Source organism: Verrucomicrobium spinosum DSM 4136 = JCM 18804 (genome assembly GCF_000172155.1).
GTDB lineage: Bacteria > Verrucomicrobiota > Verrucomicrobiia > Verrucomicrobiales > Verrucomicrobiaceae > Verrucomicrobium > Verrucomicrobium spinosum.
This window is the reverse complement of the sequence record NZ_ABIZ01000001.1, coordinates 7,362,214-7,378,307: the sequence shown is the minus strand read 5'-3', so window position 1 is coordinate 7,378,307 and position 16,094 is coordinate 7,362,214. Positions and strand designations below refer to the sequence as shown.

Annotated in this window: 7 protein-coding genes; 5 read left to right on the top strand and 2 right to left on the bottom strand. The window is 57.2% G+C overall.

Annotated elements, in window-relative coordinates; genetic code table 11:
- Positions 1–128: 128 nt before the first annotated feature.
- Positions 129–4,154, bottom strand: a complete 4,026-nt coding sequence (locus VSP_RS38060; protein ID WP_009965383.1) for a PVC-type heme-binding CxxCH protein — start codon at positions 4,152–4,154, stop codon at positions 129–131.
- 126 nt (positions 4,155–4,280) lie between these two features.
- Positions 4,281–8,303, bottom strand: coding sequence for a Verru_Chthon cassette protein A (gene vccA / locus VSP_RS29975; RefSeq protein WP_009965382.1), 4,023 nt, complete (start codon positions 8,301–8,303; stop codon positions 4,281–4,283).
- A 521-nt stretch (positions 8,304–8,824) separates the two neighbouring features.
- Between vccA and VSP_RS29970 the strand changes: the two genes are divergently transcribed.
- The 5 genes from VSP_RS29970 to VSP_RS38045 all read left to right on the top strand — a co-directional run bounded on the left by VSP_RS29970 (position 8,825) and on the right by VSP_RS38045 (position 15,778).
- The gene (locus VSP_RS29970) at positions 8,825–11,536 is read left to right on the top strand and encodes a DUF4962 domain-containing protein (RefSeq protein WP_198141260.1); all 2,712 of its coding nucleotides are present in this window, start codon (positions 8,825–8,827) and stop codon (positions 11,534–11,536) included.
- Between the two features lie 210 nt (positions 11,537–11,746).
- Positions 11,747–12,253 carry a sigma-70 family RNA polymerase sigma factor gene (locus tag VSP_RS38055; RefSeq protein WP_009965380.1) on the top strand — a complete coding sequence of 169 codons (507 nt, stop codon included), beginning with the start codon at positions 11,747–11,749 and terminating at the stop codon, positions 12,251–12,253.
- Entirely contained in the window at positions 12,250–13,557 is a 1,308-nt protein-coding gene (locus VSP_RS29960) for a FecR domain-containing protein (RefSeq protein WP_009965379.1), read from the top strand. Before VSP_RS38055 ends, VSP_RS29960 begins: the two co-directional genes overlap by 4 nt.
- Before the next feature lie 641 nt (positions 13,558–14,198).
- Positions 14,199–14,843, top strand: a complete 645-nt coding sequence (locus tag VSP_RS38050) for a SanA/YdcF family protein (protein WP_044135142.1) — start codon at positions 14,199–14,201, stop codon at positions 14,841–14,843.
- A gap of 281 nt (positions 14,844–15,124) precedes the next feature.
- The gene (locus VSP_RS38045) at positions 15,125–15,778 is read left to right on the top strand and encodes a sigma-70 family RNA polymerase sigma factor (protein ID WP_009965377.1); all 654 of its coding nucleotides are present in this window, start codon (positions 15,125–15,127) and stop codon (positions 15,776–15,778) included.
- Positions 15,779–16,094: the final 316 nt, after the last annotated feature.

The following is a 16,094-nucleotide window of genomic DNA, read 5'->3' as shown; positions in this document are numbered from 1 at the left end:
TCGTCAACGCCTTTGATTCTGACGTACTGCCTGCTGACCACTGGACTGCGGAGAGGGGGATGAGCTAACGCCTCACACACCCTCTGACCGCAGTCCAGCTTTCGCTTACCCTGACATTTACCCCTGACTCAACGTACCTTCATCACGCCGCGCATCACCATGTGGTGCCCGGGGAAGGAACAGATGAACGGATAGTCTCCGGGCGGGGTGGGTGCGAGGAACTCACCCACATCTTCCTTGCCCTGCTCAATCAGTTTGCTGGACCAGAGGATCTCACGGCTGTCGGGGATGAAGCCTTTCGCGAAGCCAGCGGCACCCATGGCAACGGCCTGATTGCCGATCTCGTCCGCTTTGCCGGGCTTCACCACCAGCAGGTTGTGCGGCATGAAGTCTGAGTTGGCGAAAGTGAGGCGGACTTTTTTGCCGGCTTTCACGGTGAATTCCTTGATGTCGAACATCAGCTTTTCACGAATGGTGCCGACGCGAACTTCCGTCAGCTCTGGGCCATCGGAAATAACGCCTGACTTTTTGACCGGTGCCTCCTCTTCCACCTCGGGGATGGTGCCGCCCTTCTGGGCGCTTCCCGCGTTGGACCAGAGGGTTTGCGCCACTTGGGCAGCGTTGCGGGCATGCAACTCCGGAGACTTGAGCAATTGCCCAAGCAGTGTTGGATTCTGGACGTTGTGCTGCTGGTGCAACCACAGGGCCTCCAGGAGGGGGTGGGCGTCTTCAGCCTTGTTGGGGTCAAACTGCTGTGTCCATTTTTGCACCGCCGCGATCACTTCTTTGGAATCGCGCCCGCTCAATTCGATCCGGGTGCGGTGGCGGATGCCGTCCACGGGATTCTTCAGGTTTTCCAGCAGTGCCGTCAGGGGCTGTCCCGCGATGGCCACGGGCTTTTGCAGCGGGCGGCCTGTTGCAGTGATGCGGTAGATGCGACCGTGAATCTGATCGCGGTTGGGGTCACGCACGTTGTGCTGCATGTGACCGATGATGGTGTTGTGCCAGTCGCTCACATAGAGGGCGCCGTCCGCTCCAAAGATGGCGTCGGAGGGGCGGAAGTTTTTGTCACTGCTCATGAGGAAGCCGCGGGACTTCTCCTGGAGCACTTCTCCATTGGGCCCGCTGCTTTGGATGGTGAGTTCGTCGCCTGCAGGTTCGCCCCACACCGTGCCTTCAGTGGCATTGCGCTCCAGGTGGTAGTGTTTGAGGCCCAGAAACCCAATCACGTTGCAGATCAGGAAATCGCCCTGCATGGAATCCGGGAATTGGGTGCTGGAAACGACCTCGCAGGCCGCCACCGGCCTCACTTCCTTCTTCAGCAGTTCAAACATCTTGAACTTGCCGCCGTTGGGGCGCACCTGGTAGGCGCGGCCGGTGGTGCCGTCCGTGGCGTACTGATAGCCCCAATAGTCGAATGCCGTGCCGTGAGGGTTGGGGGCGTTGGTGGCGACCACATCAACGCTGAAGCGACGAGGATTGAACCGATACATGGCCGAGGCTGAGGTCTGCAGCGAGGAGGCCCAGGGCTGCTCGAAGTTGTGCACCATGAAGACGCCGCTCTGCCAATAGATGCCACCGTCCGGGCCGAGGGTGAGATTGTTGGCACCATGGTGGGTGTCAGACGTGTCGAATCCCTGAAGGAGAATGGTGCGGCTGTCGGCGATGTCGTCCCCGTTGGTGTCTTTCAGGAAGAGCAGTTCTGACCGGCAGGTGACGATCACTCCGCCATTCCAGAACTCAAAACCCAGCGGGTTTTGCACCCTGGCAAACTCGGTCGCCCGGTCCGCCTTCCCATCCGCATTGTCATCATGGAAGATGATCAGGGCGTCCTTCATGGGTTTGAGAGGTTCCCAAGTGGGATAGGTGGGCCAGACGGCCGCCCAGAGCCGGCCGCGGGTGTCCACCTGCATCTGCACGGGGTTGGCCAGTTGGGGGAATTTCGCCTCGTCTGCGAAGAGATTGACCTCAAAGCCCTTTGCCACCGCGATGGACTTCGCGGTTTGTTCGCCGCTGAGATAGGTGGGGTCTGCGCCAGCAGTCTTGGCACTTTTTCTCCCGCCAAGGTTGGAGATGACGGGCACCGGGGCCGGTACATTGCTGTCGCTCACGGGCTTGTCCTTGCCCTTCGCACAGGCCCAGATGCGTTCATCGCGGTTCGATGTCATCACATCCAGCATGTTGAGTTCGTGCTGCAGGACTTCTGCGTTGGTCTGGCCGTCCACGAAGGCAAGGGTGGACCTGCTGCCCCAGACATCGTTCCCATTGGAGGCATGATAGCGGTTGTGCCAGAAGAGGCTTTTCTCAAGCACGACCTGACGCAGTTTTTCGAGAGATGCGGGAGCCGCTGTCACCTTGCCAAGCAGAGCTTTGGCAATGACTTCTGCGAGCTGGCGATTGCCCTCGCTGCTGAGGTGCACCCCGTTGATCGTGAGGCGTGAGGATGCTTTCTGATAAAGCTCCAGGGAAGGGTGATACAGATCCACATAGGCGACACCCGACTCCCGGGCAGCATCTTCTGTGGCTTTTGCATAAATCTCAAGCTGGCGATTCAGAGCTTTGTTGTCCGGCAGGTTGGGATCTTTGGTGTCTTCTGCGGCGATGGGGCTGAATAAAACAATTCGGGGCACCTTGGCACCCTCTGCCCGCGCGCTTCGTGTGGTTTTGACAAAGTCAGACAGTTGCTGGCGGTATTTGTCTGTCTTGCCGGCACCGTCAAAGGACTCGTTGTAGCCGAAGAAGGCGAAGACCACCGTGGGCTGGACCTTGCGCAGGTAGGCTGGCATGGAGATCTGGCCTTTACTGCGTGGCTGCCGCTCGGGCCGGTCACCGCTGGTGCTCATGTTGCGGAAGCGCAAATCCAGGCCCGGAAGCTGACTGTACAAGAGAGTCTCCGTCCATCCATCATGCTGCATCCGGTCGGCGAGGCCGTTGCCCAGAATGGCGACCACATCGTTTTGCTGAAACGTGAATGGGAGGGGGTCGCGATAACCCTCGGGCACACTAGCGGGCGGCAGCTCGGGAGCGGCTGCGGGCTTTTGTTTTCCTTTTCCCTTGGTCTTGGCGGGAGCCTCTGCTTTCAAGGCGACATTGAGAATGGGCAATGCGCCCTTGAGTTCTTCGCTTTTGCTGGTCGCGCTGTCGCGTTTGGGGCCTGCCGCAGGGATGGGGCTGGAGAAGCCTTCATACATCGCGGGTTTGACGCCGCGGACGTGAGAATTCATGCCAAAGGGGCTGGGGTTGAAGGGGCCGACCAGCGCAACGTTGAGGTCAGGCTTGATGTCTGCTTCCAGACCGACCGCCCAGAGGCATCCGTTGACAAGCAACCTACGGTACCCTTCGTTGGTCAGGTCCTCAGAGGCACCGTAAAGGGAGGTGAAGACCCTTCCGACTTTGCCGGAGGGAGATGTGTAGGTGCGAGTCCATTCCGAAGGCATTGGAGCCTTGGTCGTGTCCGCCGCAGAGTCTGGCGTCATGCCGTTGAGGGGCTGTGCCATGGTCAACACCTCACCACTTGCCGGTTTGCCGACATAGGCACCGGCGTGTACCCAGACGTCTTTGACACCGCGCAGGATGGGGTGCGCAGACTTGTCAGGGATCACCGTGATCCGCGTGCTTTGTTCATGATTTTTGCCATAGTGGCCGACCCAAGTCTGCCCGAGCACCTGATGGCCAAATCCGCCCTCATAGTCTTTGATTTTGCTGTTGGTGCTGTACTTTTCAAAGACGCCGCCCTTTTCGGACTTGAACGCATGGGTGGAGGTGCGCAGGCCGACCACCGCCCCACCACGGTTCAGGTAGTCGTCCAAGTGCTTCATCTGCTCGTCGGGAAATACTTGGAACCGGAGGAACACCACCGCCAGATCGGCGGTGCCCAGCGCTTCCATGCCCGGCATGTTCGACTTGCCAGCGGCAATGGTTCCATCCGTGGGGTTGAGGTTGAACAAGACCGTGCACTTGAAGCCCTCGTGCTTGGCCAGCAGCCGCGCCAGGGCGGGTGCAGTTTCCTCTGACCGGTATTCGTGGTCGCCGGCGAGGAAAACAATGTGTTTTCCTTTGCCCGGCCCTTCGGTCCCTTGATAGACGAGCGGATCCGCTCTTAGGGGCAGTGACGCCACGAATGCGGCAACGATGGGGAGTAACCAGTGTTTCATAGACGGAGTGTGTGCGACCCGAGCGGCGATGCGCGCCCGGACAGGAGGAACCCTGTGGAGACCAACTCTGGCTCCACAGGGTTCCGGGCTTGAAATGTCGCGCGACACCCGCAGGTGACGGAAATTCTACGGGGCGAACGTTTTTCTGAGAATGACGCGGAAGCGATAGTAGTCGTCGAGGGCACCGCTTTGCTTGGGATTGGCGACAAAGTTGGGGACCTGGGAGTCGTTGGGATCAATGTATCGCTCGATGAGGGTGGAGCCGCGGGTTTCCGCGACCATCCGGTCCATGCTCTCATCCCACTCGTCAGCCGCCGTTGAGCGGGCCTTCTTCAGCACTTGGACACGATGGTGGACGGTGAAGGTGTTCGATTTCGTCGTGAGGCGTGCGTAGATCTGGTTGTAGGGCGATTCACGCAGGTTGTCACCCGTGAGCTCGTGCGCATCTTTCTGGTTGTCGAGGGAGCCGTTCCACCAGTTGACCATCTGTGCATAGGTGGGATTTGCAGCTGTTTGGTCATGAGGCGGATAGTCTCGGCCAATGATTTTTCTGGGGACAAGGAAGATGTCGCAGATCTCCGAAGCACTTCTATAGATGTCTCCGGCGTCAAAGCGCCGGGCGAGCCCTTTGAGCGTTTCGTCCATGTTGACCTCGTGCGCTGTTTCATAGCTCAGACTCGAGTTGACATCCTTATAGCACTTTGCAGGTGTGCCACCTCCATATGCGAGGTCGGGGGTTAAAGCGGTGATTCTCAGGCTTCGCAGCGTGGCACACAGTCCCGTGTCCCGGCGAATGTATGAAAAGGGCATGATCTGGGTGTTGAGATTGACCTTTCCGGCAGTTGAGAAAGGCTCGCTGATCGCATAGGGCTCCACCACGGGCATCCAGAATAGATCGAGAAACAAGTGGTCGCGTGGCGGTTTAAATCCCCAATGGTCCGCTTCCGACGGTTCCTGCCCCGCTCCTGTGGAGCGAGATGGTGGGTTGGGGCAAAACAAGAGCGTTTGCCATGGGACCGCCTTATTCACGGGGGAGGGCATGGAGTAAACCCCTGACGGCAAGGATCCAAATGCCACTGCCGAGCATATCTGACGGTTTGGGGAGAACGAGGAGGCTTCGGTGTAATCTTGGCCTAGGCCGGCCATGCGGCCATAATACCCTGCACCGTTCTTTCCCACTGTGGTCATGCCGTTGTCATCCGGCTTGTTGACATACGGCCCATCTTCGAAGCCGCCACTTCCTGTATCCCAGTCACCAGGCAGATCGAACGCATTGAACGCCCCATCCAGTTTGATCGGTCCGACTGACTGGCAGACGTCACTGTATTGCACATCCTTGAGCAATCCGTAGGTTTTTGTGACCTTGTTCTTCGAATCAAAGTCGTAGCCTGCAATCTGCCAAGCGTGCTGCTGGCCGAAAATAGTCCCTGGCCCTACGTAACTCCGGCCAAAGTGAGGGGCTGATGTCTTTGCGCCATTCCTGAGGGATTGAGCCTCAGCTTTGGTGGTGCTGAAGTAATCAGGGTGGTGAGTAAAGGCCTGGGAGGGAACTTCCCGCAGGGCACAGAGCATGCGGTAGTCACCTTTGGTTGTCGAATCAGAGGCGGCTGAGACGACGACAGAGCGGACAGTGTCACCCTTGACGATCACATATTCTGAAATCCACGCGGCCGACACCTCTGTATCCGCGCTTGTCCTCCTCAATCGCCGGTCAAGGTCCATGTACATCTTGGCAACATCGAGAGAGGTGTTGGCGGGCATCTTGCTCAAGTTCCACCTGAGCGAAGGTGAGGGCCAGCCAGAGGCGCTGGGAAAGTCCATGGTTGAGGTTTGGACCAGCGTGGACTCGCCCACCGCGCCCGACGGCCCGGTGACGATGTGCGTTTCAATCGTGATGGGTCCACCTGTGAAATCGAACGTCTCCTTGGTCGTGGAGGAGAGGTCGATCTCCTCGCTGAAAAATGGGAAATTTGCAGTTTCATCACCCCCACTGCTGGGGGCCATGGTTTTCCCGTGGAACTGTTCGACCAGGCCGGAATAGGGAGATGACCGCCCATTATCTTTGGCACCAGGAGTCCAACAACGATTGACGGCGTCTGCGGGGAACCCCATCTCCTGACCGTTTACTTTCCATGAATCCAAACCCTTGATGCGGTAGCGCAGCAAGGGGGTGTAGCTGGGCAGGCCGGCCACAGGGGCGAAAGGCTGAAGGATCAAAAAAGCGCGCATTTTATTGGCTTGTGCTCCGTTGGTGTCCCCGTCTGAAGGAGGGAGTGGAACACTTGGGTCAGTCGCTTTTTTCTTGATGTCCGTGGCCATGAATACGATTGATGCCTCCACAACTGAGGGGAAACGGCCAAACGTCTTGAGCTTGTGGCTGAAAGTTTCTACAGAAGTGCTCGCTGCAACAACCGGCGCGGCCGATCCCTGACCTGCTGGCTCTCCCTTGACGCCTGGATAGTTATCGGGAGTAAGGTAAAAGTACTCCGGCGTATCCCTTTTGTTTCGGGTGTTCACCCCCCAGCGCAGAAGGTCGAACATATTCAGCAGAATCTGGTTTCGATTGAGTGCCCCGTATTTGCCGTCGAAACTGCTGGAGCCAAACCCAGGCGCTCCTGCCTTGGTGAGTTCCTGCAAATAGCAGAAGATCGTCTGGTTGCCCTGGATCTGGAAGTCTTCAGTAGGGCTCAGAGCAGACCACGGTTTGGTGTCGCTGGAGGTTTTGTCCCAGGTGGTCGCCCGCTGGAATGCACCCAGTTGATTGGATGTTGTGGCGCAATAGACCATCAGCTTGTCCTTGGCTGTGCGCTTGCCTGTTTCATTCTGGACGGGCCAGAGAGAGATGCGCGGACGGTTGTAGAGGTTGACTTCAGGAGCCCGGCTGTGGGCGGTGAGGAAGAAGCGCCCCATCTCCAGGTCCTGGGAATTGATGGTGCTATCGTTGGAGATGGGGAGTCTTTGCTGACTGGGAGCGTCATAACCGGAGCCATAGAAAAATTCATCAATCGAGCTGAAGAGGCGCTCTCTCTTGAGTGGAATGCCCGCAAGGCTCTTGTAGGGCACTGTGCCTCCCATGGAACTCACGTTCTCATTGCCGAGGTTGATTCTGGGAGTGAGGCTGTAGATGCTCTTGAGCCAGGACTGGTAGGCATCCTTGTTGGAGACGGTCCCACCCGCCTGGGTTCTCGGAAACTGATAATCGTACTTGGTGTCAAATGCCTGCAGGACGGTGCTCAGGCAGGTCATGGCCGGATGGCCTGGAAACCGTTGAAACTCATTGAAGCCCGGCGGGTAAAAGGCAAAGGTGCGGTCCGTCCAACTCGTGGTTCGCGGCACGTCCCATCCGGTCCCCTCGCTCGCGGTGTTGATGTTGACTTTGCAGGTCTCATCATCCGCCCAAAAGGCGATTCGGCCCACAATGGGGTTGGTGGCAGTGACGTCGCCAGATTTGAATTTTGCGGTGGATCCGGTTCCGCTGACAGGAGCGATCATCTTCCCGTCCTGCAAGACGTAAAGCCAACTGACGGGCATCGGCAATGGATGCAACTCAGATGCGCCCGGTGGTCCGGCATTGGAGGCCAGCCCAAAGCCTGCCATCTTCCCTTTCGTAACACCGTCTGTGGTGGTCAGGGCATTTTCGTCGAGAATGGGATAGACCTTTCTGACGGATCCATCGGCACGAATCGTGGCGACGGGTTCGTTGAGGTCGGTGAAAAGCGCCGGGTTTGTGCTCCAGGAAGAAAGGGTGCCTGCCTCCATCGTCGCGTCAAATGCTGTGCCATCCTCCGTCATCTTGGGGGAGGAGTAGAGACGCCAGACTTTTTTCAAAGCCGCCCTTCCTGGAATTGGGGTTTCATCGGTGCCAAAGACGCGGATCATGCCGGGCTGCGAGGCCCAGGTGTGTGTCATCTCCAGCTTGGAGGTTGCCTCCCGAATCTGCCCCATGACGATCGTGGAAGGCATCTCGCCCAAACTTCGCACATGGTTGGTCTGACTGAACGCGGCTGCGGAACGAGCCTCTGAGGAGCCCATGGTGAGCATCGCCAACACCAGGGTCATGAGGAGTGAGACGATCACCAGAACCATCACCAGTGCCATGCCCCGCCTTCTGCGGTGCACAGGGGTGGAATGTTGAGTGGATTGTTTCATAGATGTTTTACTGAATGGATGTGGAGGCCACATGAAGGCCGGGACGGTAGGAGCATGCTGGCGCTGTCCACCCCCCTGAACTGCGTGGCGCATGACGAAGCCAGGCCGATGGACCCGGAACCGTGACCGTCACGTGGATGGTGAATCAACGTCGCACCCCAGGCTCCTGAGGATGCAGGAACTTGGCACTGGCAGGGTGTTCTTGGAATTCTGTGGCAGCAGCAGTCTCTTTTTGAGATTGCCACAGAGTCCTAATTAGCGAGTATAATAGAAAGCTGAGCTGCACCTCAATGACGGAATGCGTCCAGTTGCGTGAAGCTTTGCGTTGCAGGCATATTGCGCAGGCAAAGCATTTACTTTTAGATTGCCTCGTGCTCGCGGAGAATCAACCAGGACGTGGGGTGAAAGAAGGAGGGTGAAAAATCTTCGTCATATTTTCGGTTCGGCGTGGATACCCCTCAGCAGTCTCATTCTCCATTTCCTAAATGATACCCAAGCTTCTTGCCAAAATAGGGAGCACCATGGCTCTATTGCTCTTGTCATCGACCACATTTGCACAGGTGGCTTCACCCGTTCACGGGGTGGAGAAGTTGCCCGCAGGGGTGACCCGTGTCACCCCGTCCGAATTGCGGGTTGATCGTGATTTCATCACACCCGGATGGCTGGACAAGCCAGCACCGCAGGGGGAGGTGGACAACAATCCACCCTGGCTGCATGTCGTGGTGCCAATCCTGACGGGAAACGAACAGGCCAAGTCTGAGAAGAGGGCTCGCATCTCCAGCCAGAAGTGGAACCGTCGATTCTACTTCAAACTTTCCCAGGATCCTCAGTTGCAGAAGAGCGTGATGGAAAGCGGCCCCAAGCGGTGGTCGTTCTTCAATCCCTACCGTAAGTTGGCACCAGGAACCTGGTACTGGACGTACGGCGTGGCGGACGCTGAGGCGCCGGACAAGCCCAGGTGGATCGGCACCACTTATTCGTTCCGCATTCGCGGTGACGAATTTTCCGGGAAAATTCCTCCAACACCGGAGGTTTTGCTGGCAGCCGTCAAGGCCCGGAAAACAGGCCCCTTGGTGACTTGCTCACTTGATGAGGTAGGCAACATGCTGCCCACCTCAGAAGCACCTGCTTTGGCTGCGCAGATCAAGGAAGATCTCGAAAAGAGCATGGGAAAAGGAGCGGACGGGAAAATCGACGATCCCCTTGTGGAGGCACGGATGAACGTCCGGTTGCTGCGGGGCTACTTGATGACGGGCGATACCAAATACAAGGACCTGGCGATCAAGCGTGAGATCGAACTGGAGCGTTTGCATAGCGCCAGACGAAATTCAAAGCCCAAGCCGACAGAGCCTCAAGGACCGGCACCGGGAAAGCCTGCAGCGGGGGAGCATCAGTTTTTGCTGGTGGACGCCTTCTATGACGACCTGCCGAAGAACCTGCAGGAGAAGTATCTTCAGGCGGTGTACATGCCCATGTGTGCAGATGAAGGGGTCAGCCCTGAGCTGCACGAGTACCTGGAGCATGCGTTGTACGACAACCATGCGTGGCAAGGGCGCTTTCCGGGATTGTTGATGGGCTCAATCATCCTGTGCCGGCACAAGCCGGAAATGGATGATTGGGTGAAGTATGCCTATGAATTGTTCTTATACCGTTGCCCCGCCTTTAGTCGCACCGATGGTGGGAGCAGTGAAGGCAATGGCTACTTTGGAGTGCATGAGGAACAGATGGTCCATGTGCCCTGGGTGCTTTATAAACTGACCGGATTCAATTTCTACAATGAAAAGCCCTGGTTCCGGAACCTCGGTCGTTTCATGACCTATTCCAGCCCGCCGGGAAATCCTGGGATTTCATTTGAAGATGCAGGTGACGATGGGGGGACAAGTGTGCCCTACTTGACCGAGATCATGTCTCGCATGTGTCCGGAGAACGATTTCAATCTCTGGCGCAACAAGACGGTCGGTAGAAGGAGTCCGTTGCACTTTGCGGCTGACTTGGGCAAAGGTGCCAAAGCCTGGGACATGTTTTCCGTGTGGAAAAAGTTCCCCGCCCCGGATCTGTCAAAAGTGAAGCTGCCTGTCGAAAAATCGGCCGCCTTCAAAGATGTGGGCCTGGTCTGCATGCACACGGATCTTGAGAATGCATCCAACAATATGATGCTAAACTTCCGTGCCGGTCCTTATGGATCAGAGGGGCACACGCATCCGGCACAAAATGCGTTCACTCTTGCCTATGGAGGCGAGCCTTTGTTCTGGCGCACTGGGTACTACAATGGCGGACCCGAGCACAATATACTTAGCTACAAATGCTCCCGTGCACATAACACCATCATGGCGGACGGTCTGGTGCAGGGCTTTCATCAAAGTGCCTATGCTTGGATCGCCCGTTTCGCAGATGGTGAACGGATCAGCTATACGGTGGGGGATGCCTCAGACGCCTACAATGCGAAGCATCACCTCTTCAGCATCCCTTATGACCCGAACAAGACCGGGAACAAGGTCGAATTGCGCCGAAATTACCGCATAGGCACCCGTGAGAACGGATTTGGTGATCCAGGAGTCACCCGCTTCCGTCGGCACATGGTAATGCTGCGTCCTCATCATGTGCTGATCTATGATGAGCTGGAGGCTAAGAAGCCCATTACATGGACCTTTCAGCTCGGAGCCCGCCAGGAGATGAAAATGCTAAGCGACTCCAGCTTTGCGACGGCCAACGGTCATGGGCTGGGAACGGCCAAACTCTACTGTATGGCTTCGATGAAGGGCTCCCTCACAGACAAATTCATGGGTGAGGCCAGGGACGATGAGAACAAGCGAAAGGGCCAAAATCCACCTAACTGGCATGGCAAGATGACCACGCAGGAGGCGCTGCCTGCTACTCGTTTCTTGACTGTGTTGAGTGTGGCCCCGGGTAAAAGCCTGGAGATGAAAGTGCCAGAGCCGGTCGCCACGGCTGGTGCGGATGGCCGCACCAGAATTAAGGTGGGTGATTACCTCGTCTCCGTGGAGCTGGATCCCACCAAACCGTCCTATTTGTCTGCCAACGACATCGGCGGAACATGCGCTCTGGTCACAGGCCAGGCCGCCCAGGAGATCTTGCTGGGAGGGAACCGCCGTCCCGCCGCCAAGCCGGGCAGCACTCTGCTCTGGGAAACCAAGACAGCCAAAGGGGAGGTGTTCCAGGAAAAGACAGATGAACTGCCGGACTCCCTGAAATTCGGTAACCGCTATTTCTGAGGAAACCCTGACAGGGGATGCGAGCTTCCTGCGAGATCTCACCCCGGCCTCAATGCCTGCGATTCGTTGCCTCCAGCGGATCGCAGGCATCTGTTTTTTTGTGACAGGCTGTCGCTGTCTTTTTTTTGGAAATTTCCGTCATATTGGCAAATTTACGTGGACCTACCATTTGTGAAACCACTTCTGCCAACGAGTCCAGACACTCTGCCCATGGAGTTTGGCACCAGGCTGATTGCCAGCCAGGGGGCGCTTTATGGCTTTATCGCCTCGCTCATGGGGAGGCTGGATTCGGCGCATGACGTCTTGCAGGAGACGAATCTCAAACTCTGCCGGAAGGCGGCGGAGTATGACCCTGAGCAGCCGTTTTTGCGGTGGGCTTTTGCCTTTGCCAAGAACGAAGTGATGGCGTGGCGGACGAGGCAGGCGCGATCACACCTGATCTTTGATGATGAACTGGTCGAGCAGATTGCGGGGTGCTTTGACTCGGCGGAAGTCACCTCTGAGCAGGAGCTGGTCGCACTGGAGAAATGTGTGGATAGACTGCCACCCAAGCAACGAGAGCTCGTCGCTGCCCGCTACGGTGCTGGGGAAGCCGTTCAGGATATCGCAGCCCGGCTGCAGCTGTCTGAGAATGCGGCAGCTGCTTTGTTTTACCGCCTCCGCAAAGGGCTTGCGGACTGTATGGCCTCCACTCTGGGAAGCGAGGCCGCATCATGATTGCAGAGGACCGCTTCAGGAGTCTGTGTCATGCACAGATAGAGGGCCATGCTAGCGATGCCGAGCGCGCTGAACTGCTCGAAGCGCTGCGTCAGCACGACTTGTTGCGGCACCTCTATGTTGAGCAAATGCGGGTGCATGCCCTGCTCACATGGCAGCATGGGCGTTCACAGTGCGCATCAGTGGTGCCCCATGCCACTGACAAGGTTCTGCGCCATGCGCGGTGGAGGCTGGTTCTGGCCGGGGCTCTGGCCCTGGTGATGGTGGGGCTCATGGCATGGTGGCTTGTGGGACCCGATAAGGAAGGGGTGGAGATACATGTCATTGCCTCTGACAACGTCAATTTCAGACCCGGGGAATCGCGTTTCGACCAATCGCTGGTCTTGACGGAAGGTTCGATGAGCTTTCGCACCACGGCGGGTGCCGTCGTGGAAGTCACGGGGCCCGCCGAGCTGGATCTGTTCACGCCCATGCACTTGCGTGTGCTCCGTGGTTCCGTCACTGCAGACATCGGTGACGGGCTGAAGGGTTTTGTCATAGACACCCCCGAGGCGCGGGTCGTGGACCTGGGCACCCGTTTTGCCGTCTCGGCAGGGGGGGCAAATGGGACGCAAGTGGCAGTGCTCGATGGGAAGGTGGAGGTCTATGAATCGTCTGGGGATCACAAAGACAGCGGGCCCCAGGTCACTTTGAATGAGGGTGAGGGCATCCGCATCGATACTCTCAAGAAGCCGCAGCGGCTCGGAATGGTGCGCCTGAACAGCAATGCCCGCACTTTGCGCGATGGTTCAGACATTGACCTGGTGTCGGACGTTTGGGACAACCGAGGCATTGGAGGGGGGAACCGCTTTTACGGCATTGTGCAAGGGGGTATGGGTATTGGTGCCAGGGCTTATACCACCAGGTCCAATCGCGTCTGGGGGGCATCCCCCGGCAATATCTTTCCCAAGGAATTGGAAGGTGCTGATCAAATCTGCACCATCCCCAGCTACCGGACCAAACCGGAACTGCGTCTCAAGATGTTGATTAACCGACCTTGTAATTTGTACGTGTTGGCGGATGTCAGTGCCCCTGCGCCTGAATGGTTGAAGTCCCAGTTCACCAATACCGGTCTAACGGTGCAGTCGGGACCGTGGTGGAAGGGCAGCGAGGAAAATGAGGACTTGGTGTCCTTCTACGTGATCTACGGTGTGTGGAAGCGACGGATTGACCGGGCTGGCACAGTGGAACTCGGTGAACCCCAATACGCTGGATCAAAGAACAAGCCCGCCATGTACGGCATTGTTGTCAAAGCCCTGCCTTGAGTGAGTTAGGGGGGGATGCTGTCTCCCTAGGGACGGGCAGGGCGGCCCGATTGCCAGATGCCGCACAGATGTGATTCGGGGCGTTCTAGGAGTGTGCGGAATGACGGGCTTTTGTGCTGAAAATGACGCGGTCTTGCCAGGGCGGGGCGCAATTCGTCCTACGAAAGGGTCCCGTCATGTCACAGAATATCTGGTCCAGGCAGGAAGAGCGGAGCCTGTTTGTCAGGCTGGGTGCGCTATGAAGTTTTTCGACTGTTTCAAAATGATGACCATCAGGAGCGAGTTTCATCACGGGCCTCGCAATCTTGTGCGTCCAGGTAGTTTTTATCCATACAGGTTCGCCAGGGGGGGGCATTCAGATCAAGATGAACCAAGTTGAATGCACCAATGAGCAGTTTTCCATCACTGCCAGAATCGCCGACCTTGGCGGCAGTGGGGGTGCGACGGCATCCCTCTCCAGCTCTTCGAGGTAACGTTTTAACCACTTAAACCGAATGTTTCAACACGCACTGCAAAACGAGGATCAGATTCCTGAGGATGTCTGCAATAGTGCAGTCTCACTCCGTGAAGTTGTGCGTCGAGAGTGGCGTTGGGCGGATGAGTTCACTCGAAGGTGGCTGGTAAGACTCCTCAAGCTTGCCATGTTCCTGATACCAGGTTTGGTTGCATGTTATGCCTTGGTCTGGGCGCTGGCTGAGAAGCAGGTTTATGACTCGGTGAATGACGTGCCCGTCAAGTATGTTGGACTGGTTCTGGGATGTCCTGAGAAGGTGGGCACAGAGGACAACGCCTTTTTTGTGGAGAGAGTGAAATCCGCACAGGCCTTGTTGGAAGCCGGGAAGGTGCAGTTCCTTCTTGTCAGCGGAGATCCTGATCGCGATGGCTGCAATGAACCACTGGCGATGAAGGCGGCGCTGGTGGCGGGCGGAGTTCCCGCCGACAGGGTTTACTGTGACTTCGGTGGGGGGCGCACGCTGGACAGTGTCGTGCGGGCTCGCAAAGTCTTTGGTCAAAGGGACATGACCATCGTGTCCCATGGGCTGCACAATGAGCGGGCGCTCTACATGGCACGACGCAGGGGTTTGCCAGACAGTGTGGCATTAAACACACCTACAGATAACCTCGCCCCCGGATGGAAGGTTGGTTCCTATGTAAAGGAGGCGGTGGCAAGAGTGTTGATGCTCATTGAGCTTGAGGCGGAAAACAAGCAGTCAGACTATCCTGGGGAGAAGGTAAACATTGGGCCTCACTGGCCGCCACAAGACCCCGGTACTCAGCAACCATAGCAGGACTGTGAACAAATTCGTGGGCCCCCAAGATGGGACTGTGCCGTCGCGCGAATTTGACGGACCTGCGATCTCAACGCCGACCCAAAGTCCCGACTGGCATAAACGCCACTTCGAGGGGGGGCCTTGGTGATTAGGCGATGAGGATTCCTGCTTCTACGGCCAACGCTGAGATCCGTCGGCACCAAACTGGTCGCAAAACAAGAGGCTGGATGGCCGAATTGGAACAATTTTTGGCAGTCGGGCAATAAATCCTTGTGACGGAGGGGCGTTCTTTCGTCATGCTCCTCGTGCACCCATCTCCACCGCGTCCCTCTACCTCCCAGCCGGCAGTCAGCACTTTCGGCAATCCGCTGAACGTTCGTGAAGCCCCCTCGCACTCGATTTCTCCCCGTCCCTTCAATGAGGGCCTTCCGCCACATCTGGCCAATGAGCAGCACATCAATGATGAAATTGCCCGGCACGCTTCCCGTATCCGGACCTATGTGAGGTCGCTTATGCCTGGATATGATGGTGCTGATGACGTGGCTCAGGAAACCCTTCTCAAGATCTGGCAAAAGCGGGCAGAGTTCAGTCCAGGGACTAACTTCAAGGCCTGGGCTTTTCAGATCGCCCGTTTTCTGGTGAAAAATCAACAGCGCCGGCTGGCGAGATCTCGCACCACCGTGTTGGACGAGGAAATGACAGATCACATCGACGAATGTTGGAAGCAGGAACCGGTGCCCAACATTGATGATGATCTTTCGGCCCTGGCTTTTTGTATCCAACAGTTGGGGAAGGAAGACCAACTGCTCCTCCAGGCCAGATACTTCAACGGCAGCTCACTTCAGAAATATGCCGCTGCGAATGGTCTCCCTGTCACCGTCCTCCGTTCCCGCCTTTTTCGTCTTCGTACAACTTTGGCGCGCAACATTGAGCAACATCTGCGACGGTGAGAGCTGTCCTTCGGAGAGGGTGGACTTGATGAGGGGGTCTCCGGTGACACCGGGCGGCAGTGCTTACATTTTGCGTTTCACGTCACGCTAAAGATCAAGCCCGGCACACAGCATGCCCTGCCAGAGCCCGCACGGAGAGTTTCCAAAAAGCACCGTGCAGCTTCCAGCTGGGGAGCTTCCAGTTTGACATCCCTTTAATCATCGCCCCACTGCTGACGCCAGTGGGCGATCAGCGTTAGCAGCAGTCGTTGGTATTGCACCGCCCGCATCTGATTGGACATCTGCATGCAGCAATCCACCTGCGAGCAGGGGCAAC

Bases quoted from the DNA above. Each gene is read 5' to 3' on its own strand.
- vccA (WP_009965382.1), bottom strand. From the start codon at position 8,303: ATGAAACAATCCACTCAACATTCCACCCCTGTGCACCGCAGAAGGCGG.
- VSP_RS29970 (WP_198141260.1), top strand. From the start codon at position 8,825: ATGGCTCTATTGCTCTTGTCATCGACCACATTTGCACAGGTGGCTTCA.
- VSP_RS38060 (WP_009965383.1), bottom strand. From the start codon at position 4,154: ATGAAACACTGGTTACTCCCCATCGTTGCCGCATTCGTGGCGTCACTG.
- VSP_RS38050 (WP_044135142.1), top strand. From the start codon at position 14,199: ATGTTCCTGATACCAGGTTTGGTTGCATGTTATGCCTTGGTCTGGGCG.
- VSP_RS38045 (WP_009965377.1), top strand. From the start codon at position 15,125: ATGCTCCTCGTGCACCCATCTCCACCGCGTCCCTCTACCTCCCAGCCG.
- VSP_RS29960 (WP_009965379.1), top strand. From the start codon at position 12,250: ATGATTGCAGAGGACCGCTTCAGGAGTCTGTGTCATGCACAGATAGAG.
- VSP_RS38055 (WP_009965380.1), top strand. From the start codon at position 11,747: ATGGAGTTTGGCACCAGGCTGATTGCCAGCCAGGGGGCGCTTTATGGC.